The sequence below is a fragment of the Enterobacter sp. T2 genome (genome assembly GCF_010692925.1).
GTDB lineage: Bacteria > Pseudomonadota > Gammaproteobacteria > Enterobacterales > Enterobacteriaceae > Enterobacter > Enterobacter kobei.
The window spans coordinates 2,162,027-2,182,485 of sequence record NZ_CP048736.1; the positions used below are offsets into that span (position 1 = coordinate 2,162,027).

Here is a 20,459-nt window from a genome sequence, read left to right on the forward strand (position 1 = left end):
TGCAGCCCGTCAGACCGCTATCTGCAAGGGCGAAAGCAAAAGCCTTGCGAGCACCATCACAAAACAAGGAAACAATTCTTGGGGTTATATTTAACCTTTGTGTAACTTTTAAAAAACAAAGTGATTCATCATTTCGCTTTAATTTGCAAACTAACGAATCATAAAGGTGATGACGTGACGCAAGAACAACGGTTTGAGCAGCGCATAGCGCAGGAGACGGCGATTGAGCCTCAGGACTGGATGCCTGACGCCTACCGTAAAACGTTGATCCGCCAGATTGGTCAGCATGCGCATTCCGAAATCGTCGGCATGCTGCCGGAAGGTAACTGGATCACCCGCGCACCCACGCTGCGCCGAAAAGCGATTCTGCTGGCGAAAGTACAGGATGAAGCCGGACACGGACTTTACCTCTACAGCGCGGCAGAAACGCTGGGCTGCGCACGGGAAGACATCTACCAGAAGATGCTCGACGGCAAGATGAAGTACTCCTCCATTTTTAACTATCCCACCCTGAGCTGGGCCGACATCGGTGTCATCGGCTGGCTGGTGGACGGGGCTGCCATCGTCAATCAGGTGGCGCTGTGCCGCACCTCTTACGGTCCGTATGCCCGGGCGATGGTGAAAATCTGCAAAGAAGAGAGCTTCCACCAGCGTCAGGGCTTTGAAGCCTGCATGGCGCTGGCCCAGGGAAGTGAGGCGCAGCGCCAGATGCTGCAGGACGCCATCAATCGCTTCTGGTGGCCTGCGCTGATGATGTTCGGGCCGAACGACGATAACTCGCCAAACAGCGCCCGCAGTCTGGCCTGGAAAATCAAACGCTTCGGAAACGACGAGCTGCGTCAGCGTTTTGTCGACAACACGGTGCCGCAGGTGGCGATGCTGGGGATGACGGTGCCGGATCCTGACCTGCGTTTTGATGAAGAGAGCGGTCACTACCGCTTCGGCGAAATCGACTGGCAGGAATTTGAAGAGGTGATTAACGGGCGCGGCATCTGCAACCACGAACGGCTGGCCGCGAAACGTAAAGCCTGGGAAGACGGGGCGTGGGTGCGGGAAGCCGCCCTGGCCCACGCAGAAAAACAACGCGCCCGTCAGGCCGCATAAGAGGAAATAATCATGAGCAATGTCTACTGGCCGCTGTACGAAGTGTTCGTACGCAGCAAACAAGGGTTGTCCCACCGTCACGTGGGCAGCCTGCATGCCGCCGACGATCGCATGGCGCTGGAAAATGCGCGCGATGCTTACACCCGTCGCAGTGAAGGATGTTCTATCTGGGTGGTGAAGGCGAGCGAGATTATTGCCTCCCAGCCGGAAGAGAGCGGCGAATTTTTCGATCCGGCGGAAAGCAAGGTTTACCGCCATCCGACGTTCTACACCATCCCCGATGGCATCGAGCACATGTGAGGCGAAGGATGAAAACAGTCACAGCCTATGCCCTGCGTCTGGGCGACAACGGTCTGGTGCTCTCCCAGCGTCTGGGGGCCTGGTGCGGCCACGCGCCGGAGCTGGAGATCGATCTCGCGCTGGCCAATATCGGTCTTGATCTGCTGGGCCAGGCGCGCAATTTCCTGGCCTACGCCGCTGCATGTGAAGGTGAGGGCGACGAAGATACCCTGGCGTTTGGGCGCGACGAGCGCCAGTTCCGCAATGTCCTGCTGGTGGAGCAACCCAACGGCAATTTCGCCGACACGATTGCCCGTCAGTACCTGATGGATGCCTGGAACGTGGCGCTGTATGAGCGCCTGACCCGCAGCACTGACGGCCAGCTTGCCGCCATCGCCGCCAAAGCGATCAAAGAGGCGCGCTACCACCTGCGCTTTAGCCGCGGCTGGCTGGTACGCCTGGGCGACGGGACCGAAACGTCCGCACAAAAAATGCAGCAGGCCATCGATAACCTGTGGCGCTTTACGGCAGAGCTGTTCGATGCCGATGACGTTGAGCTGGCGCTGATAGATTCCGGCGTGGCGGTGGACCCACGCACCCTGCGCCAGCCGTGGGAAAGCGAAGTGTATGCCGGTCTTAAAGAAGCCAGCCTGAGCGTACCCTACGAGGTGGCGTACCGCAGCGGGGGTAAGAAGGGGCTGCATACCGAACATCTGGGGCCGATGCTGGCAGAAATGCAGTATCTCCAGCGCGCGTATCCCGGTCAGCAGTGGTAAAGGAGAACGCTATGCAACGTCTCGTCGACATCGCACCGGCGCAAATCCCGGAGATCTGGTCGCTGTTAAGCCAGATCCCGGACCCGGAAGTGCCGGTATTAACCATCACCGACTTAGGCATGGTGCGCAGCGTCAAGGCACAGGGGGAAGGCTGGGTGATTGGCTTCACGCCAACCTATTCGGGCTGCCCGGCAACGGAACACCTGCTGGGGGCGATCCGCGACGTGATGACCGCGCATGGCTTTACCCCGGTGCACATTGTGCTCCAGCTTGACCCTGCCTGGACCACCGACTGGATGACCGCCGACGCGCGCGAACGCCTGCGGGCTTACGGCATCAGCCCGCCCGTGGGGCATAGCTGCCACGCGCACGCACCTTTGGAGGTGAGCTGCCCGCGCTGCGCCAGTACCGACACCGCGCTAATCAGTGAATTTGGTTCGACGGCCTGCAAAGCGCTTTACCGCTGCAACACCTGCCGCGAACCCTTCGACTATTTCAAATGCATTTGAGGCTGCCATGACAACGTTTCATTCATTAACAGTGGCAAAAGTGGAACCCGAAACCCGCGACGCGGTGACCATCACGTTTGCGGTGCCGCAGGCGCTGCAGGAAGCCTACCGCTTTCGCCCCGGACAGCACCTGACGCTGAAAACGAAGCTGGGCGGGGACGAGCTGCGCCGCTGTTACTCCATCTGCCGGAGTACCGCGCCGGGTGAGATCAGCGTGGCGGTCAAAGCCATCGAAGGCGGGCGTTTTTCCCGCTATGCCCGGGATGAGATCAAAGCAGGCATGGCACTGGAGGTGATGGTTCCGCAGGGGCAATTTGGCTATCAGCCGCAGGCCGAACGTGAAGGCCACTACCTGGCGATAGCCGCAGGCTCCGGCATCACCCCGATGCTGGCGATCCTCTCCGCCACGCTGGCCACGGAACCGAACAGCCATTTCACTCTGATTTACGGCAACCGCAGCAGCCAGAGCATGATGTTCCGCCAGGCGCTGGCGGACCTGAAAGATAAATATCCACAGCGGCTGCAGCTGGTCTCCATCTTCAGCCAGGAGCGGCTGGACAGCGATCTGCTGTATGGCCGCATCGACGGGGAAAAGCTGCAGGCGCTGGCGAAAACCCTGATCAACTTCCGTCAGTACGACGACGCGTTTATCTGCGGCCCGTCGTCGATGATGGACGAGGCCGAAGCCGCGCTGAAGGCGCTGGGGATGTCGGAAAAATCCATTCACCTTGAGCGCTTTAATACGCCGGGGACCGCCGTGAAACGCACGGTAAATGTGCAGGCGGAAGGACAGAAAGTGACCGTGCGACAGGACGGGCGCGACCGCGAAATTACCCTGACGGCAGACGACGAAAGCATTCTCGATGCTGCCCTGCGTCAGGGGGCGGACCTGCCTTATGCCTGCAAAGGCGGCGTGTGCGCGACCTGTAAATGCAAAGTGCTGCGCGGGAAGGTGGACATGGCGACCAACTACAGTCTAGAGCCGGACGAGCTGGCCGCCGGGTATGTGCTGAGCTGTCAGTCACTGCCGCTCACCGCCGACGTGATCGTCGACTTTGACGCAAAGGGGATGGCATGAGCGAACTGACTGTTACCCGTCATGGCCGCGTGCTGCAGCTGACGCTGAACCGTCCGGCGGCGCGTAATGCCCTGAATAACGCCCTGCTGATGCAAATAGCCAACGCGCTGGAAAGCGCTGCGGTTGATGCCGACATCTCGGCCTGTGTGATCTACGGCAACGAACGCTGCTTTGCCGCCGGGGCCGATCTCAACGAAATGGCAGAGAAAGACCTGCCAGCCACCCTGAACGATATCCGCCCGCAACTATGGGCGCGCATTAACGCGTTTAACAAACCGCTGATCGCCGCCGTCAACGGTTTCGCGCTGGGCGCCGGATGTGAACTTGCGCTGCTGTGCGACGTGGTGATTGCCGGGGATAACGCACGATTTGGCCTGCCGGAAATCACCCTCGGCATTATGCCGGGGGCGGGCGGTACCCAGCGACTGATCCGCAGCGTCGGTAAATCCCTTGCCAGCAAAATGGTGCTGACCGGAGAGAGCATTACTGCGCAGCAGGCGTTGAGCGCCGGGCTGGTCAGCGATGTCTTCCCGGCATCCCTGACGCTGGAGTATGCCCTGAAGCAGGCGGCAGTGATGGCGCGCCATTCCCCGCTGGCGCTGCAGGCGGCGAAACAGGCGCTTCGTCAGTCTCAGGAGGTGCCACTGCAGGCTGGCCTGATGCAGGAGCGTCAGCTTTTTACGCTGCTCTCTGCCACCGAAGACCGCCGGGAAGGTATTGACGCTTTCTTACAAAAACGCACCCCCGACTTTAAAGGACGCTAATTGTGGAATGTATTCTCAGTCAAGTAGAACAGGGCGTAATGACCATTACGCTGAACCGTCCGGAGCGTCTGAACAGCTTTAATGACGTGATGCATCAGCAGCTTGCAGAATGCCTGAAACAGGCTGAGCGCGATGACACCATCCGCTGCCTGCTGATCACCGGCGCAGGGCGCGGTTTCTGTGCCGGTCAGGATTTGAACGACCGCAACGTCGACCCCAACGGCCCGGCACCGGACCTGGGGATGTCGGTTGAAACCTTCTACAACCCCCTGGTACGCCGCCTGGCAAAACTGCCGAAGCCGGTCATTTGTGCAGTCAACGGCGTAGCGGCCGGCGCGGGCGCCACGCTGGCGCTCGGCTGCGACATGGTGATTGCCGCCCGTTCCGCCAACTTTGTGATGGCCTTCAGCAAGCTCGGCTTAGTGCCGGACTGCGGCGGCACCTGGCTGCTGCCACGCATGGCCGGACGTGCCCGCGCCATGGGACTGGCGCTGCTCGGCGATAAACTCAGCGCCGAACAGGCGCAGGCGTGGGGAATGATCTGGCAGGTGGTGGATGACGACCAGCTCTCCACTACCGCGCAGCAGATGGCGCTGCACTTTGCGTCTCAGCCAACCTTTGGGCTGGGGCTGATCAAGCAGGCGATTAACGCCGCGGAAACCAACACCCTGGATGCCCAGCTTGACCTGGAGCGCGACTATCAACGTCTGGCCGGTCGCAGCGACGACTACCGCGAAGGCGTCAGCGCTTTCCTGGCGAAGCGCACGCCGAACTTTACGGGGAAATAAGATGCTGAACATACGCACGGTCGCCGTGATTGGCAGCGGCACGATGGGCGCGGGCATTGCCGAAGTTGCCGCCAGCCACGGCCATCAGGTTCTGCTTTACGACATCGCCGGCGATGCGATTTCACGCGCCATCGACGGGATTCGCCAGCGTCTGGCCTCCCGGGTAACGCGCGGAAAGCTCTCCGCCGATGCCAGCGCCCAGATCCTGGCCCGGCTGCTTCCGGTGACGGATATCACCGCGCTTTCCGCGGCCGAGCTGGTGATTGAAGCGGCCTCCGAACGGCTGGAGGTGAAAAAGGCGTTGTTTGCGCAGCTGGCGGAGATCTGTCCGCCCCAGACGCTGCTGACCAGCAACACATCGTCCATTTCCGTCACGGCGATTGCGGCAGACGTGAATCATCCGGAGCGCGTGGCGGGGCTGCACTTCTTTAACCCCGCGCCGGTGATGAAGCTGGTGGAGGTGGTCAGCGGGCTGGCGACCTCTGAGGAAGTGGCAGACGCGCTGTGTGAACTGGCGCTGAACTGGGGTAAACAACCCGTTCGCTGCCAGTCAACGCCTGGGTTCATCGTCAACCGTGTCGCGCGCCCGTTTTATTCCGAAGCCTGGCGTGCGCTTGAAGAGCAGGTCGCTCCACCGGAGGTGATTGACGCTGCGCTGCGCGAGGGCGGCGGTTTTCCGATGGGGCCGCTGGAGCTGACCGACCTGATTGGTCAGGACGTCAACTTTGCGGTGACCTGCTCGGTGTTTAACGCCTTCTGGCAGGAGCGTCGTTTCCTGCCTTCGCTGGTGCAGCAGGAGCTGGTGCTGGCCGGAAGGCTGGGTAAAAAGAGCGGAAAAGGGGTTTACGACTGGCAGGGGGAGAAACCCGTCGTGCAGTGGGTTGAGACCGTAAATGACAGCTACAGCCCGATGCGCGTGGAAAAAAGACGTGACGGTGTCACAGAAATTGATGATGTGTATCTGGTTGAAACGCAGGGGGAAACCGCTCAAGCACTGGCGCTGCGCCTCAACGGCCCGGTAGTGGTGATGGACCGTATTGAGCGTGACGTGGCGGTGATTGCGGCGGCCGCCAGCAACCCGCACACCGCGACGCAAAAAGCCATCCGCTACCTGCAACAGCAGGGTCTCCGGGTGGTGCAAATTGCCGATTATCCCGGTCTGCTGGTCTGGCGCACGCTGGCAATGATTGCTAACGAAGCGCTGGATGCCCTGCAAAAGGGGGTCGCCAGCGCGAAGGACATCGACACCGCCATGCGTCTGGGCGTGAACTACCCGAGCGGCCCGATCGCCTGGGGCGAGCGTCTGGGCTGGCAGCGCCTGCTGACCCTGCTGGAGAACCTGCAACGACATTACGGCGAAGAACGTTATCGCCCCTGTTCACTGCTGCGCCAGCGGGCGCTTCTGGAGAGTAGCTATGAGTCATAACGCCTGGCATAACGCCCGCACGATGTACGAAAAGGACGCCTGCGCGCAGGCGATGGGGATGGACATTGTCGATATGGACGAGGGCTACGCGGTGGTGACGATGACCATCACCCCGCAGATGCTCAACGGCCACAAAACCTGTCACGGCGGCCAACTTTTTTCGCTGGCAGACACCGCCTTTGCCTACGCCTGCAACAGCCAGGGGCTGGCGGCGGTGGCCTCCGGCTGCTCGATCGATTTTCTGCGTCCGGGCTTTGCCGGAGATAAGCTCACCGCCACCGCGCGGGTGATGCATCAGGGCAAACTGACCGGCGTGTACGACATTGAAATTCAGAACCAGCAACAGAAAACCGTCGCCCTGTTCCGCGGAAAATCACACCGCATCGGCGGCACTGTCACAGGAGAGGCCTGATGCGTGACGCATTTATTTGTGATGGCGTTCGAACACCAGTGGGGAGCTACGGCGGCGCGCTTTCTGCCGTGCGAACGGACGATCTCGGTGCTGTACCGCTGCGTGCGCTGCTGGACCGCTACCCGCAGCTCGACCTGGAACGAATTGATGATGTGATTTTCGGGTGCGCCAACCAGGCGGGGGAAGATAACCGCAACGTGGCGCGAATGTCGGCGCTGCTGGCCGGATTGCCGCAGACGGTATCCGGAACCACCATTAACCGCCTGTGCGGCTCGGGTCTGGACGCAATAGGCTTCGCTGCTCGCGCTATTAAAGCAGGTGATGGCGACCTGCTGATGGCGGGCGGCGTCGAGTCCATGTCCCGCGCACCGTTTGTGATGGGGAAAGCCACCGCCGCGTTTCAGCGCCAGGCGGAGATCTTTGATACCACCATCGGCTGGCGATTTGTGAATCCGCTCATGCATCAGCAATTCGGAACTGACAGTATGCCGGAAACGGCAGAGAATGTAGCTGAATTGTTAAATATCAGCCGTGCCGATCAGGACGCGTTCGCGCTGCGCAGCCAGCAACGAACCGCTCTGGCGCAACAGAACGGCATTCTGGCGCAGGAAATCGTGCCGGTACGGGTACCGGGTAAAAAAGGGACGGTCACCGAATTCAGCGTGGATGAACATCCGCGCGCAGAGACCACGCTCGAACAGCTTTCCGGGCTGAAAACGCCGTTCCGTAAGAACGGAGTGGTGACGGCGGGGAATGCGTCCGGCGTCAACGACGGCGCGGCGGCGTTAATCATCGCCAGCGAGAAAATGGCGCTGGCGCAGGGATTAATCCCCCGCACGCGGATCGTGGCGATGGCAACGGCAGGCGTGGAGCCACGTTTAATGGGGCTCGGACCGGTGCCTGCCACCCGCCGGGTGCTGGAGCGTGCCGGTCTCAGCATCAACGATATGGACGTCATCGAACTCAACGAAGCCTTCGCCGCGCAGGCGCTGGGTGTCCTGCGTCAGCTGGGTTTGCCGGATGATGCAGCGCACGTTAACCCGAACGGCGGCGCGATTGCGCTGGGCCATCCGCTGGGAATGAGCGGGGCCAGACTGGCGTTGGCCGCGAGTAATGAATTGCATCGACGCAACGGGCGCTACGCGCTCTGTACGATGTGCATCGGTGTGGGTCAGGGCATTGCCATGATCCTTGAGCGTGTTTGATCAAATTTCACTGTGAGCACCCTACAATGACAAATACAACAAAGCTTGATCCGATTGAAACAGCCTCCCTTGACGAGTTACAGGCGCTGCAGACTGAGCGTCTGAAATGGACGCTGCATCACGCCTACAACAACGTGCCGATGTACAAACGCAAGTTTGACGCCGCGGGCGTTCACCCTGACGATTTCAACGAGCTGGCGGATATCCGCAAATTCCCGTGCACCACCAAGCAGGACCTGCGGGATAACTATCCGTTTGATACGTTTGCCGTGCCGATGGAGCAGGTGGTGCGCATTCACGCATCGTCCGGTACCACCGGCAAACCGACCGTTGTCGGCTACACGCAGGGCGACATTGACAACTGGGCCAACCTGGTGGCCCGTTCCCTGCGCGCCGCGGGCGGTAGTGCGAAGGACAAAATTCACGTGGCGTATGGCTATGGTCTGTTTACCGGCGGACTGGGCGCACATTACGGTGCCGAGCGCTTAGGGGCGACGGTGATCCCGATGTCCGGCGGCCAGACGGAGAAGCAGGCGCAGCTGATCCGTGATTTCCAGCCGGACATGATCATGGTGACGCCATCCTATTGCCTCAACCTGATTGAGGAGCTGGAACGTCAGATGGGCGGCGATGCCAGCACCTGTTCCCTGCGCGTGGGGGTATTCGGCGCCGAGCCGTGGACACAGGCCATGCGCCGTGAAATCGAAAAACGCCTGGGGATTACGGCGCTGGACATTTACGGCCTCTCTGAAGTGATGGGGCCGGGCGTGGCGATGGAGTGTATTGAAACCGCCGACGGTCCGACCATCTGGGAAGATCATTTCTATCCGGAGATCGTCAACCCGAACGACGGCACGCCGCTGAACGACGGCGAGCAGGGCGAACTGCTGTTCACCACGCTCACTAAAGAGGCGCTGCCGGTGATCCGCTACCGCACCCGCGACCTGACGCGTCTGCTGCCCGGCACCGCACGTACCATGCGCCGCATGGACCGGATCAGCGGTCGCAGCGACGATATGCTGATCATCCGCGGCGTCAACGTCTTCCCGTCACAGCTGGAAGAGGAGATTGTGAAGTTTGAACATCTCTCACCCCACTACCAGCTGGAGGTGAACCGTCGCGGACATCTTGATTCACTTTCCGTGAAGGTGGAGCTGAAAGAGAGCAGCTTAACGCTGACCCACGAGCAGCGTTGCCAGGTGTGCCACCAGCTGCGTCATCGCATTAAATCGATGGTGGGGATTTCCACCGATGTGATGATAGTCAACTGCGGCAGCATCCCGCGTTCAGAGGGCAAGGCCTGTCGGGTGTTTGATTTGCGTAAAGTCGCGGCCAACGGTTGAGTTTCCCACAAGTCAGCCCTCTCCCCTTGGGAGAGGGTTAGGGTGAGGGGAATATGCTATGATTCATCCAGACCAAAAATAACAACAGAATGAATCACATGAATAAACTCGATGCCTTTATCCAGCACGCGGTTAGCTCGGTTCCCGTTAGCGGAACGTCGCTTATCTCCTCATTATACGGTGACGCGCTTTCACATCGCGGCGGCGAGATTTGGCTTGGCAGCCTCGCCGCCTTACTGGAAGGCATGGGGTTTGGCGAGCGCTTCGTGCGCACCGCGCTGTTTCGCCTCAACAAAGAGGGCTGGCTGGACGTCTCGCGCATCGGGCGTCGCAGCTTTTACCGCCTGAGCGATAAAGGGCTGCGCCTGACCCGTCGCGCGGAGAATAAGATTTACCGCGCCGAACTGCCCGCCTGGGACGGAAAATGGCTGTTACTGCTCTCCGAAGGGCTGGACAAAACCACCCTTGCCGACGTCAAAAAGCAGCTGATTTGGCAGGGGTTTGGCACGCTGGCGCCGAGCCTGATGGCCTCGCCGTCGCAGCATCTGGCGGATGTACAATCTCTGCTTCACGATGCTGGCGTGGCGGAGAACGTCATTTTCTTTGAAGCCCACTCGCCGCTGGCGCTCTCCCGCGCGGCGCTGCGTTCACGGGTAGAAGAGTGCTGGCAGCTAACCGAGCAAAACGCGATGTATGAGTCGTTTATTACTTCGTTCCGGCCGCTTCTGCCGCTGTTAAAAGAGGCCGCACCGGAGGAGCTGACGCCAGAACGGTGCTTCCAGATCCAGCTGCTGCTGATTCACTTTTATCGTCGTGTGGTGCTAAAAGACCCGCTGTTGCCGGAGGAGTTACTGCCTGCGCACTGGGCGGGACAAAGCGCCCGACAGCTCTGCATCAATATCTATCAGCGTGTCGCGCCGGGGGCGCTGGCGTTTGTCAGCGAGAAGGGGGAAACCTCCGTCGGCGAACTGCCCGTGCCCGGCACGCTCTACTATCAACGCTTTGGTGGTCTTTCAAGCGCATAAGGAGTGAAGATGCCTGTTTATCAAATTGACGGTCTGACGCCGGTGGTGCCTGACGAGAGCTACGTCCACCCAACGGCGGTGCTGATTGGGGACGTGATTCTGGGTAAAGGCGTTTATGTCGGCCCTAACGCCAGCCTGCGCGGTGATTTTGGCCGCATTGTGGTGAAAGATGGCGCCAACATTCAGGATAACTGCGTCATGCATGGCTTCCCGGAGCAGGACACGGTGGTGGAGGAGGACGGGCATATCGGCCACAGTGCCATTCTCCATGGGTGCATTATCCGCCGTAACGCGCTGGTGGGCATGAACGCGGTGGTAATGGACGGAGCGGTCATCGGTGAAAACAGCATCGTCGGCGCGGCGGCGTTCGTGAAGGCGAAAGCGGAGATGCCCGCTAACCATTTGATTATCGGCAGTCCGGCCAAAGCGATCCGCGAGCTCAGCGAGCAGGAACTGGCCTGGAAGCAGCAGGGCACGCGGGAGTATCAGGTGCTGGTGGAGCGCTGCAAGCTGACGATGCACCAGGTCGAGCCGCTGCGCGAGGTTGAGCCTGACCGGAAGCGACTGACGTTTGATGAGAATTTAAGGCCGAAGTCGGCGGTGTAGGGGGGGAGGTCCGCTTTGTGCCAGGAGCGGACATTCAACACCTCGTAATTTGATTACTTTAGAGATGTGATCTGGCTGCTTGACTCGTAGGTTGCGCTAAACTCAAACTCCACTTAATTAACCAACCGACCAATGTTAAAGGCAAGATGTATGTCTGTTGATAATTTATCCCGCATGGGCACTGCCAAAGTGACGCTTCTGGTGGATGAAACTGGTCATAAGGTAATCGAAAAATTGCCTGTGGGTGATGTCGAATTTAGTTTTTATCAACACGCAGCCAAGCATCTCACTCGAGCTGATATTTCCACGCCAAGAATGTTGTTTGCCGATCCAATTACACGCCGGTTAAGACTGGAATATATCCCACACCAGGTTGATCAGGACGAAGTTGGAGGAGATGAAGTGTTATCAGTTTTGTCCCGCTTACATGGCTACCGACCTGACCCTTCATGGATTTATCACAATCACACCTGGTCAGAAGCAGCCCTCGAAAAATCGCTCCTACTTTTGGCATTATCGGACAAAGCAGCAAAACAGTTACGGTACTTTCAACAGGCAAGTGATGTTCTGTTTAGTGGTCAGTGTTTAATTTCCGGCGACAGTAATGCGGGTAATTGGGGAAAAAGGGATGGCGGCGATTTCGTTCTTTTTGACTGGGAAAGATTCAGCATTGGTAGCCCAGCGATTGATCTTGCCCCACTTATAAAGGGAATGGGCTCTAAACAAAAGTTTATTGAGTTTGCTGAGCGCTATACCTGGTTATCACATAATTATAATCCTAATGATTTAGCTAAAGAAATTGCGATTGCTAAAGCATGGATTGTTACGGAGGTAATTGTATTGCTTCATGAACGGCAGAAAAATGATTTTCAATTGTATCTCAATTGGTACAGAGAAAATCTCCCCGCCTGGTTAGATAACACTTCAAAAATGCTTTGATGATGCATTTTTCGGTCGGCCAGATTCCGAGTGCTCGGAAATCACCTGCAACAAGTGGGATTCCCTTCAGGTTGACCGGCATAAGATGTGGATTGTACGCTCCTCGCTCACAACAGACCTTCAGCCTAGTCATCTTGTCCGCTTTGTGCCAAAAGCGGACGTTTACGTCCGTTCTTGAAATATTGGCCCGATAATTCAGCGTTAAATTTTCCGGTTAATACGCAACGCATCCACAACGAGTGAAAACGCTGGGGAAGGCTGTTTACGGCTGGGATAATAAAGATAGTAGCCGGGAAAAGGACGGCACCATTCTTCAAGCACGCGGATCAGTTTTCCTTCCTGCAGATGTGTGCCGAACTCCTCTTCAGGTAAAAAGGCAATGCCCAGTCCGGCAAGAGCTGCGTCAACAACGTGTTCCGATGTGTTAAACGTCAGTTGCCCTTCAACCCGAACGTGAAATTTACCGTTTTCCTGCTCAAACTCCCAGGCGTAAATTTTCCCCGATTGAACCATGCGCTCATTAATACAGCAGTGTTGCATCAGATCGCGTGGCGTCTGAGGGGCGGCGCACCGGGAGAAATACTCAGGGGAAGCTACAGCCGCTATGCGCAGTTTCGGGCCAATGGGTACGGCTATCATATCTTTGTCGATAGTGTCTCCGAGCCGCACGCCGGCATCAAAACGATCCGCAACGATATCCCGGAAGCCGTGGTTGGCATCAAACTCAATATGAATATCAGGATATTCGCGTAACAGTGGTGTCAGCTTTGGCAGCAGTGTGGTCTTCAGAACATTAGGTCCACATGTAATACGGACGGTCCCGGCAGGTTTATCACGCAGTGCCGTCAGCATGTCCAGCTCGGCTTCAATCTCATCAATACGATGTCCCACAGACTGCAGCAGGCGCTCCCCGGCAGCCGTCACTGACACACTGCGCGTGGTCCTTGTCAGCAGGCGGATTTGCATCCGTTCTTCCAGCCCGGAAATCGCCTGGCTCAGTGCGGGCTGGGTCACGCCGAGCTGGGCGGCAGCGCGCGTAAAGCTGCCCTCACGCGCCACGGTGACGAAAGAGAGTAAGTCGTTAAGATTGCGTCTGGCCATGCTCGTTTCCGGTCCATTTATAAATTTTACTTATAAGGGTATTAAGTATTCATTAGCTAGTTAACCCGCTGCATATTGGTAACAATAATGCGATGAAAAAGTCAACGCTAACCCTTATGCAAAACGCTTACCGCAGAACATCACTGCTGCTCCTTGCCGGCCTGCTTTTCATCACGCAGTCCGCTATGGCGGGTGACAACGACCGGGGAGTGGCGCAGGAGACGCTTATGAAAATTGAGATCATTGTGGAGGGAGATACCGCCACCGCCACCCTCTTTGATACGCCGACAGGCCGGGACTTTGCGTCTTTGCTTCCCCTCAGCCTGACGCTGGAAGACTATGACGATATTGAGCGTATAAGCGACCTGCCGCGCAGGCTTTCCACGGTGCAGGCACCGGACGGCATGACGCCGGAAGCCGGAGATATCACTTACTACGCGCCCTGGGGCAACCTGGCGATTTTTGCCCGGGGCAGGGCTTACGCCCGTTCACTGATCCCGTTAGGGAAAGTGGATTCCGGACTGCCGGTCCTGCAGCGCCACGGACCTCTTGCGGTGCAGATCAGGGTCGCCAACTGACCCGCAGCACCTTCCGTACCGCGATTATCCCTCTTATCCCGTCCCCGTATGCCGTTTCAGCTCTTCCTGCAGCGCTGAAGGCTCCGGGGCACAGACTTCATGTTATCTACTGAAAAGAAATCCCTGAATGAGTAATAAGACAGACGAAAACAGAAAAAAAAACACCGGAAGCGGGAAACAGCCTGCGCACTGGAGTGGTGTCTTTGCCATGACGCTGTGCGTCTTCGCCCTGATCGCCTCCGAATTCATGCCGGTCAGCCTGCTGACACCGATGGCGCAGACCCTTCGTGTCACCGAAGGCATGGCCGGACAGGGCATCGCTATTTCCGGGGCATTTGCAGTGGTAACCAGCCTGTTTATTTCCGTGCTGGCAGGCACGCTTAACCGGAAAACGCTGCTGCTCGGCCTGACCTGCATTATGGCAATTTCCGGTGCTGTTATTGCGATGGCACCCAATTACCTGACCTATATGGCGGGCAGGGCCCTGATTGGCATTGTGGTCGGCGGATTCTGGTCGATGTCGGCCGCGACGGCAATGCGTCTGGTCCCGGTGCATCGTGTTCCGCTGGCGCTGGCTATTTTCAACAGCGGCAATGCTCTGGCTACCGTCGTGGCTGCCCCTCTGGGCAGCTGGCTCGGATCGGTTGTTGGCTGGCGGGGCGCCTTCTTCTGCCTGGTGCCGGTTGCCATCATCGCGTTTGTCTGGCAATTACTCAGTCTGCCTTCCATGTCGGTCACCCGTCAGGCGGCGGCTTCCCGCAACGTTTTCATGCTGTTTCGTCGCCGGGTGGTCACGCTGGGCATGCTGGGTGTGGGGATCTTCTTTATGGGGCAATTCACGCTCTTTACCTACATCAGGCCTTTCCTTGAGACGGTGACGCGGGTGGATGACGCAACAGTGACCCTGGTCCTGCTGGTTATTGGTGTCGCGGGTTTCATCGGCACTACGCTGATTGGCCGGGTGTTAAAACGCGGGTTCTACCCGACCCTGATGGCCATCCCGGTACTGATGGCCATCACCGCGCTGGCACTGATTGCCTTCGGCAGTCAGGTCGCCATCGTGACGGCGCTGCTTGGGCTGTGGGGGCTGATTTCCACAGCCGCACCGGTGGGATGGTGGGCATGGGTTCCGCGTACCTTCCCTCAGAATGCCGAAGCGGGCGGCGGACTGATGGTGGCGATGGTGCAGCTGTCCATTGCTCTCGGTTCGACGGTGGGCGGCCTGCTTTTCGACCATCACGGCTACCAGAGCACCTTCCTGGCCAGCGCCGCGATGCTGATTATCGCAACCGTACTGATCTTCCTGACCTCGCGGGCAGACACTTCTGCCGCAGACCATTCATAAACCCAGGAGTAATGCCATGACAGTTAAAGCTTACGGTGCCCATGCGGGCACACTGCCGCTGGAGCCGATGGATATCACCCGTCGCGCCCCCGGTGCCCATGATGTGCAGATTAATATCGCGTACTGCGGAGTCTGCCATTCGGATATCCACCAGGTACGCGCTGAATGGGCTGGAACGCTCTATCCCTGCGTACCGGGACATGAAATTGTCGGTCGTGTAGTGGCCGTTGGCGATCACGTCTCCGGTTTTTGTGCAGGGGACCTGGTGGGGGTCGGCTGCATTGTCGACAGCTGCCGGCACTGCAGTGACTGTGACGACGGACTGGAGAACTACTGCGACCATATGACAGGGACATACAATTTCCCGACGCCGGATGCGCCGGGCCACACGCTGGGCGGATATTCGCAGCAGATTGTGGTGCATGAGCGCTATGTCCTGCGCGTCACTCACCCGGAAGCGCAACTAGCCGCCGTGGCTCCGCTGCTGTGCGCGGGGATCACAACGTACTCACCGCTGCGTCACTGGCAGGCGGGCCCCGGCAAAAAGGTCGGCGTGGTCGGTATCGGTGGACTGGGGCATATGGGGATCAAGCTTGCGCACGCCATGGGCGCGCATGTCGTGGCCTTTACCACGTCTGAGTCCAAACGTGACGCCGCCAGAGCGCTTGGTGCAGATGAGGTGGTGGTCTCCCGTCATGCCAGCGAAATGGAAGCCCATGCAAAGAGCTTCGATTTTATCCTCAACACCGTTGCTGCGCCGCATAACCTCGACGTGTTCACTGCGCTGCTGAAACGCGATGGCACGATGACCCTGGTGGGTGCGCCGGCCACGCCGCATGGCTCGCCAGAAGTGTTCAGCCTCATCATGAAGCGCAGATCGATTGCCGGGTCGATGATTGGCGGCATTCCTGAAACGCAGGAGATGCTCGATTTCTGCGCCCAACACGGCATTGTCGCCGACATTGAGCTTATCCGCGCCGACCAGATTAACGATGCCTATGAGCGCATGCTCAGGGGCGATGTGCATTACCGGTTTGTCATTGATAACGCCACCCTGGCTTAATGATAAGGAGACCATCATGAAAAAATTTACGTTAGCGCTGGGGCTGTTGATCAGTGCATTTGCTTCCTCTGCGGCGGATATGTCCCGTGGGGCCGATAATTTTTATAAAAGCGATAAGGTGACGCAGCAAAAAGTCACCTTTAAAAACCAGTATCAGATGGCCGTGGTCGGCAACCTGTTTATCCCGAAAAAGATGAACCAGAATACCCGACACCCGGCGATCGTCGTTGGTCACCCGATGGGAGCCGTTAAGGAACAGAGTTCGAATCTCTATGCGCAGAAGCTGGCGGAGCAGGGGTTTGTCACGCTGGCTATCGATCTCTCTTTCTGGGGAGAAAGCGAGGGCAAACCGGGGCACCTGATTTCACCGGAAATCTACACAGATGATTTCAGCGCGGCGGTTGATTATCTAAGCACACAGCCGTTTGTCGATCCGGATAGCATCGGTGTATTAGGTATCTGCGGCAGCGGAAGTTTTGTTATCAGTGCTGCCAAGATTGACCCGCGTATGAAAGCCATTGCCACCGTCAGCATGTATGACATGGGGCTGCATTTCGCAACGGCCTCAACCATTCCCAGACGCCGGAACAACGAAAGGCCTTTATCCGGTCAGCCACAGAGCAGCGTTTAGCAGAGTTTCAGGGAGGCGAGACGGCCTACATTCCCGGTACCGTGAATACACTGGACGCTTCAACGCCTGATATTCAGCGCGAGTTCTTTGATTTCTACCGCACCGAACGCGGCGGCTACACCCCACAGGGTCAGAAAGAAGAACTGACGACGAAACCGATGCTGAGCAGTATTGGCAAGTTTATGAACTTCTATCCGTTCAACGATATTGAAACCATCTCGCCGCGCCCGATGCTGTTTATTACCGGCGATCAGGCACACTCAAAAGAGTTCAGCGAGGACGCTTTCAAACGCGCCGGTCAGCCTAAAGAACTGTATGTCGTACCGGGCGCAGGGCACGTCGATCTGTATGACCGTACCGACATAATCCCGTTTAACAAGCTGACAGACTTTTTCCGTAAAAATCTGCAATAACACGTTCAGTTAAGGAGCATTTGACATGAACTACAAACATCTGGGGCGTACCGGTCTGCGGGTGAGCCGCATCGGTCTCGGCACCATGAATTTCGGTGAGCTGACGGATGAGTCGGCCAGCTTCAGGATCATGGATGAAGCCGTGGATGCAGGTATCAACTTTTTCGATACCGCTGACGTCTATGGCGGGCCGCAGTCACCGGATATGGCAAAGGGTTACGGAACATCCGAAGAAATCATCGGTAACTGGCTGGCGCGTATTGGTCAGCGTGACCGGATAGTGCTGGCCACGAAAGTTTACCAGCCGATGGACACGGGGCCGAACGACAAATACCTGTCTGCCTACCATATCCGCCGGGCCTGTGAGGCCAGCCTGAAAAGGCTGAAAACGGACCATATCGATCTCTATCAGATGCACCATATCGACCGGAACACGCCCTGGGAGGAGATCTGGCAGGCCATGGAACAGCTGATCCGTGAGGGTAAAATCAGCTACGTTGGCAGCAGTAACTTTGCTGGCTGGGATATTGCCACGGCACAGTGCAAGGCTGACGCGCGCAACCTGCTGGGGCTGGCATCGGAACAGAGCCTGTACAATCTGACCCAGCGCACGATTGAGCTGGAGGTCATTCCGGCGCTGCGTCATTACGGCATTGGCCTGATCCCCTGGAGCCCGGTCGGGATGGGGATGCTGGGCGGTGTTCTGAAGAAAATTGCCGGTGGCCGCCGGGCATCACCGCAGTTGCAGGCACAAATCAACCGCCTGCGGCCACAACTGGAGGCCTGGGAAACACTGTGTGATGAGCTGGGGGAAACACCATCAGACGTCGCGCTGGCTTGGCTACTGCAGAACTCGGTGGTTAGCGCCGTGCTCAGTGGTCCGCGTACAGTTGAACAGCTCCGTCAGAATCTCAATGCCCTGACGCTGTCTCTTTCAGACGATACGCTCAAAAGGCTGGATACCATCTGGCCGGGGCCAGGCGGAGAGGCACCTGAAGCTTACGCGTGGTAAAAGGTTATCAGTGTTAACAATTACCGGCCTTCGGGTCGGTAATTACATTATTTCGGCGAAATTTATTTATTACCTGAAGATGTTGTACTTTTCATCAATTCTTGGATGTCCGCTTTTCGCTCTGAGCGGACCTTCAGCGCTGTTGGCTTGTCCGCTCCGTGCCAGAAGCGGAAGTTTTAGAAGCCAGCTGTTTCCAATAACAGACGTATTATCGAACCGGAAACTCATGTTTTTTAATAACCCCTCTCCGGTTCGAAAGGCAACAAACCATTTTCACGGGGTTATTTCTGTTGTAGCCAGCGCTGAACGCCCGTTAATGCAGAGTCAATTGCGCCTGCCAGATAGCCCGAGAACTGCGGTGACCATTCACTGGCGACACCTGTTATCTCGCCGGACCATTCTACCCAGGCGGGAAGTTGCTCAGGCATTGCGTGCCCGACCTCCTGCAGGAGATCAAATTCCGTCGCAGTAAACGGATCGGCCGCCCAGTCTTTTATATACTCAGCTTCGGGTTCTGCCGCGTCCTGCCCAAATAAGCGTACGAGCTGCTCCCGGCAAAGGCTTTTGAGAACAGCTTCGCTGACTGTCCATCTTGATTTTGCCGGTACGCCAATGAAACCAAAAATCGCCGTTTTTCCCGAATCTGGCTCGGATACGTCGTGGATCTCAACCATTGGCCCCACGCGGCTTCCTGCATTCCCGGAAAGCTGTCGTGCATGAAATAAGTCTGTTTTATATACAGCGACATATTTCGCATGGGGAGCCATCCACGTCGGAGTTTTCCGCCAGTTCGACAGCACCTGTTCCGGCATCGCTGGTCTGAAATCTATTTTAGCTGCCAGGGCAGGAGGCAAAGCGAGGAAGACATGCTCACCGGAAAACAGGGCCTTTTTACTGCCTTCGGAACGGGTATGGACCTGCACTTCCTTGCCAGCCCGGGAAACCGCCACCACCCGATGGCCGGTTTTAATCTTCTCTGCCGGGATCTGACTTTTAAGTGCCGCCGTGAGCGTCTGCATTCCTCCCTTCAGCCTGAAAGACGCCGGGGAACTCTCCCATGACGGGTAGCGTTCGGGGGGCGAATCCAGTTGGCGCTCGTAGAGCATGTCGCCCGGACGGCCATGAGGTATTACCGGAAGATTAAGTCGCTCGATCAGTTGTGCGAAGTCCGGTTGAATATCAGGCCAGAACCACGCTGCCCCCATATCGACATGAATGCCAGCGGTGGTGCTCGCCAGTTCCAGGCCTGACAGTACGCGCCCGCCCGGTCTGTCACGAGCCTCAAGGATCACATAATCAACACCCGCTTTTTCAAGCAGCGTGGCGGCAAAAAGGCCGCTTATGCCCGCACCGATGATAACAGCGCTCTGCTTCATAATGTCGCTCCGGTCAGGGTTGTCGGGCTGAGATGTCCCGTTTTCAGATAAAAAAGTGCGCCAGAGGCGGTGGCTATCAGAGCTGGCATATCACCCGGCGGAAACCGCAGCCAGCTTCCTGACTCATAGCGACCTTCCGGCGCATGGAGTTCCCCCTGCAGAAGAAGGATCTCTGCTCCGCCAACAAGCGGTGCACAGAAGATCCGCTCGCCCGGAGCAAGCTTCTGAAGCTGAACGGTTTCTGAAGCACCGGAGAATAAAGGGCAGACTTGTCTTTGCGGCTGACCGTGCCAGTTAGCTGCCTCCTGCGTATTTATCCTGACCGGCTGGCGCTCATCGGCAGACATCTGGCGCAGCTTGACGAAAATGGTTGTGCCGTCGCGACTTGAGGGCTGGTGAGAAGAACCATCCGGGCTGCGCAGATACCAGCCGGCAGGATAGTCGACCCCGTTTTCGGTAAAAATACCGTCGAGCACCAGAATCTCTTCTCCACCGGGATGGCTGTGTGCGGGAAATTCGGATCCGGGCGCATACCAGACAAGGCTGGTTGCGCGGGCCTGCTCGCGACCAATCCGGTCAAGCATCACGCGCTCAACGCCGGGCTGGGGGGAAGGTATCCACTGATAATCGTCCGGAGTAACGATCGCACGCTGTGAAAAATCAGAATTCAGTAACATCATAGTGAG

The 20,459-nt window shown here is 57.8% G+C and carries 21 protein-coding genes and 1 pseudogene; 19 read left to right on the forward strand and 3 right to left on the reverse strand.

Features of this window, described 5'->3' with window-relative positions; genetic code table 11:
* Positions 1–174 precede the first annotated feature (174 nt).
* The 14 genes from paaA to G0034_RS10495 all read left to right on the forward strand — a co-directional run bounded on the left by paaA (position 175) and on the right by G0034_RS10495 (position 12,254).
* Positions 175–1,104 (forward strand): 1,2-phenylacetyl-CoA epoxidase subunit PaaA, encoded by a 930-nt coding sequence (gene paaA / locus G0034_RS10430; protein WP_014883698.1) that lies wholly within the window; start codon positions 175–177, stop codon positions 1,102–1,104.
* Between the two features lie 12 nt (positions 1,105–1,116).
* The gene (paaB, locus tag G0034_RS10435; RefSeq protein ID WP_006175064.1) at positions 1,117–1,404 is read left to right on the forward strand and encodes a 1,2-phenylacetyl-CoA epoxidase subunit PaaB; all 288 of its coding nucleotides are present in this window, start codon (positions 1,117–1,119) and stop codon (positions 1,402–1,404) included.
* Between the two features lie 8 nt (positions 1,405–1,412).
* Positions 1,413–2,159: a 1,2-phenylacetyl-CoA epoxidase subunit PaaC gene (gene paaC / locus G0034_RS10440; RefSeq protein ID WP_179120821.1), complete on the forward strand. Its 747-nt coding sequence runs from the start codon at positions 1,413–1,415 to the stop codon at positions 2,157–2,159.
* Between the two features lie 11 nt (positions 2,160–2,170).
* A complete protein-coding gene (gene paaD, locus G0034_RS10445; protein ID WP_088126804.1) occupies positions 2,171–2,668 on the forward strand; it encodes a 1,2-phenylacetyl-CoA epoxidase subunit PaaD in 498 nt (165 codons plus the stop codon).
* Positions 2,669–2,675: 7 nt separating this feature from the next.
* On the forward strand, positions 2,676–3,746 hold the full coding sequence (gene paaE / locus G0034_RS10450) for a 1,2-phenylacetyl-CoA epoxidase subunit PaaE (RefSeq protein ID WP_045269530.1): 1,071 nt from the start codon (positions 2,676–2,678) through the stop codon (positions 3,744–3,746).
* Positions 3,743–4,510, forward strand: coding sequence for a 2,3-dehydroadipyl-CoA hydratase PaaF (gene paaF, locus G0034_RS10455; RefSeq protein ID WP_179120822.1), 768 nt, complete (start codon positions 3,743–3,745; stop codon positions 4,508–4,510). The genes paaE and paaF overlap by 4 nt, the downstream gene beginning before the upstream one ends.
* Positions 4,510–5,298, forward strand: a complete 789-nt coding sequence (paaG, locus tag G0034_RS10460; RefSeq protein WP_047626268.1) for a 2-(1,2-epoxy-1,2-dihydrophenyl)acetyl-CoA isomerase PaaG — start codon at positions 4,510–4,512, stop codon at positions 5,296–5,298. Before paaF ends, paaG begins: the two co-directional genes overlap by 1 nt.
* A gap of 1 nt (position 5,299) precedes the next feature.
* The gene (gene paaH / locus G0034_RS10465; RefSeq protein ID WP_179120823.1) at positions 5,300–6,724 is read left to right on the forward strand and encodes a 3-hydroxyacyl-CoA dehydrogenase PaaH; all 1,425 of its coding nucleotides are present in this window, start codon (positions 5,300–5,302) and stop codon (positions 6,722–6,724) included.
* Complete coding sequence (paaI, locus tag G0034_RS10470; RefSeq protein ID WP_014883705.1) at positions 6,714–7,136, forward strand: hydroxyphenylacetyl-CoA thioesterase PaaI; 423 nt, start codon at positions 6,714–6,716, stop codon at positions 7,134–7,136. Before paaH ends, paaI begins: the two co-directional genes overlap by 11 nt.
* Positions 7,136–8,341 (forward strand): 3-oxoadipyl-CoA thiolase, encoded by a 1,206-nt coding sequence (gene pcaF, locus G0034_RS10475; protein ID WP_179120824.1) that lies wholly within the window; start codon positions 7,136–7,138, stop codon positions 8,339–8,341. Before paaI ends, pcaF begins: the two co-directional genes overlap by 1 nt.
* 26 nt (positions 8,342–8,367) lie before the next feature.
* Entirely contained in the window at positions 8,368–9,684 is a 1,317-nt protein-coding gene (gene paaK, locus G0034_RS10480; protein WP_014883707.1) for a phenylacetate--CoA ligase PaaK, read from the forward strand.
* An 89-nt stretch (positions 9,685–9,773) separates the two neighbouring features.
* Complete coding sequence (gene paaX / locus G0034_RS10485) at positions 9,774–10,709, forward strand: phenylacetic acid degradation operon negative regulatory protein PaaX (RefSeq protein ID WP_014883708.1); 936 nt, start codon at positions 9,774–9,776, stop codon at positions 10,707–10,709.
* A 9-nt stretch (positions 10,710–10,718) separates the two neighbouring features.
* Positions 10,719–11,315: a phenylacetic acid degradation protein PaaY gene (gene paaY / locus G0034_RS10490; protein ID WP_032636682.1), complete on the forward strand. Its 597-nt coding sequence runs from the start codon at positions 10,719–10,721 to the stop codon at positions 11,313–11,315.
* Between the two features lie 150 nt (positions 11,316–11,465).
* Complete coding sequence (locus tag G0034_RS10495; protein ID WP_179120825.1) at positions 11,466–12,254, forward strand: phosphotransferase family protein; 789 nt, start codon at positions 11,466–11,468, stop codon at positions 12,252–12,254.
* Between the two features lie 201 nt (positions 12,255–12,455).
* On the opposite strand, the gene G0034_RS10500 is transcribed toward G0034_RS10495, so the two are convergent.
* Positions 12,456–13,355: a LysR family transcriptional regulator gene (locus G0034_RS10500; protein WP_179120826.1), complete on the reverse strand. Its 900-nt coding sequence runs from the start codon at positions 13,353–13,355 to the stop codon at positions 12,456–12,458.
* A gap of 227 nt (positions 13,356–13,582) precedes the next feature.
* On the opposite strand from G0034_RS10500, the gene G0034_RS10505 reads away from it, so the two are divergent.
* The 5 genes and pseudogenes from G0034_RS10505 to G0034_RS10525 all read left to right on the forward strand — a co-directional run bounded on the left by G0034_RS10505 (position 13,583) and on the right by G0034_RS10525 (position 18,397).
* Positions 13,583–13,933 carry a cyclophilin-like fold protein gene (locus tag G0034_RS10505; RefSeq protein WP_179120827.1) on the forward strand — a complete coding sequence of 117 codons (351 nt, stop codon included), beginning with the start codon at positions 13,583–13,585 and terminating at the stop codon, positions 13,931–13,933.
* 127 nt (positions 13,934–14,060) lie between these two features.
* On the forward strand, positions 14,061–15,278 hold the full coding sequence (locus G0034_RS10510) for an MFS transporter (RefSeq protein ID WP_202580871.1): 1,218 nt from the start codon (positions 14,061–14,063) through the stop codon (positions 15,276–15,278).
* Between the two features lie 16 nt (positions 15,279–15,294).
* Complete coding sequence (locus G0034_RS10515; RefSeq protein ID WP_045325187.1) at positions 15,295–16,341, forward strand: NAD(P)-dependent alcohol dehydrogenase; 1,047 nt, start codon at positions 15,295–15,297, stop codon at positions 16,339–16,341.
* Positions 16,342–16,357: 16 nt separating this feature from the next.
* Positions 16,358–17,385 (forward strand): annotated as a pseudogene (locus tag G0034_RS10520) (alpha/beta hydrolase).
* A 25-nt stretch (positions 17,386–17,410) separates the two neighbouring features.
* Complete coding sequence (locus G0034_RS10525) at positions 17,411–18,397, forward strand: aldo/keto reductase (RefSeq protein WP_179120828.1); 987 nt, start codon at positions 17,411–17,413, stop codon at positions 18,395–18,397.
* Between the two features lie 281 nt (positions 18,398–18,678).
* Here the strand turns inward: G0034_RS10525 and G0034_RS10530 are convergent, their stop codons facing one another.
* Together G0034_RS10530 and G0034_RS10535 are read right to left on the reverse strand one after the other, a co-directional pair.
* Positions 18,679–19,773 carry a flavin monoamine oxidase family protein gene (locus G0034_RS10530; RefSeq protein WP_179120829.1) on the reverse strand — a complete coding sequence of 365 codons (1,095 nt, stop codon included), beginning with the start codon at positions 19,771–19,773 and terminating at the stop codon, positions 18,679–18,681.
* Positions 19,770–20,453, reverse strand: a complete 684-nt coding sequence (locus G0034_RS10535; protein WP_179120830.1) for a cupin domain-containing protein — start codon at positions 20,451–20,453, stop codon at positions 19,770–19,772. Before G0034_RS10535 ends, G0034_RS10530 begins: the two co-directional genes overlap by 4 nt.
* Between the last annotated feature and the right edge of the window lie 6 nt (positions 20,454–20,459).

Excerpts from the sequence above, each read along its gene's own strand:
- paaB (WP_006175064.1), top strand. The coding sequence starts at position 1,117 with ATGAGCAATGTCTACTGGCCGCTGTACGAAGTGTTCGTACGCAGCAAA.
- paaC (WP_179120821.1), top strand. The coding sequence starts at position 1,413 with ATGAAAACAGTCACAGCCTATGCCCTGCGTCTGGGCGACAACGGTCTG.
- paaD (WP_088126804.1), top strand. The coding sequence starts at position 2,171 with ATGCAACGTCTCGTCGACATCGCACCGGCGCAAATCCCGGAGATCTGG.
- paaE (WP_045269530.1), top strand. The coding sequence starts at position 2,676 with ATGACAACGTTTCATTCATTAACAGTGGCAAAAGTGGAACCCGAAACC.
- paaF (WP_179120822.1), top strand. The coding sequence starts at position 3,743 with ATGAGCGAACTGACTGTTACCCGTCATGGCCGCGTGCTGCAGCTGACG.
- paaH (WP_179120823.1), top strand. The coding sequence starts at position 5,300 with ATGCTGAACATACGCACGGTCGCCGTGATTGGCAGCGGCACGATGGGC.
- paaI (WP_014883705.1), top strand. The coding sequence starts at position 6,714 with ATGAGTCATAACGCCTGGCATAACGCCCGCACGATGTACGAAAAGGAC.
- pcaF (WP_179120824.1), top strand. The coding sequence starts at position 7,136 with ATGCGTGACGCATTTATTTGTGATGGCGTTCGAACACCAGTGGGGAGC.
- paaK (WP_014883707.1), top strand. The coding sequence starts at position 8,368 with ATGACAAATACAACAAAGCTTGATCCGATTGAAACAGCCTCCCTTGAC.
- paaX (WP_014883708.1), top strand. The coding sequence starts at position 9,774 with ATGAATCACATGAATAAACTCGATGCCTTTATCCAGCACGCGGTTAGC.
- paaY (WP_032636682.1), top strand. The coding sequence starts at position 10,719 with ATGCCTGTTTATCAAATTGACGGTCTGACGCCGGTGGTGCCTGACGAG.
- G0034_RS10495 (WP_179120825.1), top strand. The coding sequence starts at position 11,466 with ATGTCTGTTGATAATTTATCCCGCATGGGCACTGCCAAAGTGACGCTT.
- G0034_RS10500 (WP_179120826.1), bottom strand. The coding sequence starts at position 13,355 with ATGGCCAGACGCAATCTTAACGACTTACTCTCTTTCGTCACCGTGGCG.
- G0034_RS10505 (WP_179120827.1), top strand. The coding sequence starts at position 13,583 with ATGAAAATTGAGATCATTGTGGAGGGAGATACCGCCACCGCCACCCTC.
- G0034_RS10510 (WP_202580871.1), top strand. The coding sequence starts at position 14,061 with ATGAGTAATAAGACAGACGAAAACAGAAAAAAAAACACCGGAAGCGGG.
- G0034_RS10515 (WP_045325187.1), top strand. The coding sequence starts at position 15,295 with ATGACAGTTAAAGCTTACGGTGCCCATGCGGGCACACTGCCGCTGGAG.
- G0034_RS10525 (WP_179120828.1), top strand. The coding sequence starts at position 17,411 with ATGAACTACAAACATCTGGGGCGTACCGGTCTGCGGGTGAGCCGCATC.
- G0034_RS10530 (WP_179120829.1), bottom strand. The coding sequence starts at position 19,773 with ATGAAGCAGAGCGCTGTTATCATCGGTGCGGGCATAAGCGGCCTTTTT.
- G0034_RS10535 (WP_179120830.1), bottom strand. The coding sequence starts at position 20,453 with ATGATGTTACTGAATTCTGATTTTTCACAGCGTGCGATCGTTACTCCG.